Origin of the sequence: Streptomyces chisholmiae, from assembly GCF_031845445.1 — a bacterium.
GTDB lineage: Bacteria > Actinomycetota > Actinomycetes > Streptomycetales > Streptomycetaceae > Streptomyces > Streptomyces chisholmiae.
In genome coordinates this window covers 1-567 of record NZ_JAVREO010000078.1, presented here as the reverse complement: position 1 = coordinate 567, position 567 = coordinate 1, and the positions used below count along the sequence as shown (strand labels likewise).

The window sequence follows — 567 nt, the reverse complement described above, 5'->3', positions numbered from 1 at the left end:
CCGCGGTGGCCAAGCTGGACGGGATGCCAACCCACCCCGGCATGTTCGCGATCGCCGGGGGTGGAATCTGCATCGGCCGCAACCCCGGATCGGCGGTGTCGCAGCAATCCGGGCACCGTTCGCGTTCGGCGGCGGCACCATCGGGCAGGTCACCGTTGACCTGTCGGGCGAGCCGTACCGAGACCTCGAGGGGGAGCTCGCTGTCGCGTTCTCCAAGGACTGAGGGGACTGAGGGGACTGATCGATGAGAGTGAATGCCATCTGGGTGGGGGCGTGTGCGATGACGCTGCTGGCACTGCCGGGCTGCGGGGGCGGCGTCCACATCGCGGATCCACTCGCCGAAACCACGACGGCGGCGGCGCCGGTCACGACGCTGCCCGTGACAACGCCTCAGCGGGGACGTCCGTCGGAGTTCGCCGTGCCGGCTTACGGGGTCGAGCCGACCACCACGAGGGTACTGGCCCCCGGCGAGGTCACCTGCCCGCCCCCGCCCGGCCCGACCGTCACCGCAGGCAGCCAAGCGCCCGGCTCGCCGACGCTCACCGTCGCCGTGCCCGAAGGGTTCAC

At 71.6% G+C, this 567-nt stretch carries 1 protein-coding gene and 1 pseudogene; both read left to right on the top strand.

The genetic code is table 11. From position 1 onward, the window contains the following. The coding region (locus RM844_RS32135; RefSeq protein WP_311670982.1) for a hypothetical protein at positions 1-223 on the top strand (223 nt) is incomplete at its 5' end. 57 nt (positions 224-280) lie between these two features. Next, a pseudogene (locus RM844_RS32130) lies at positions 281-567 on the top strand (hypothetical protein); the annotation flags it as partial.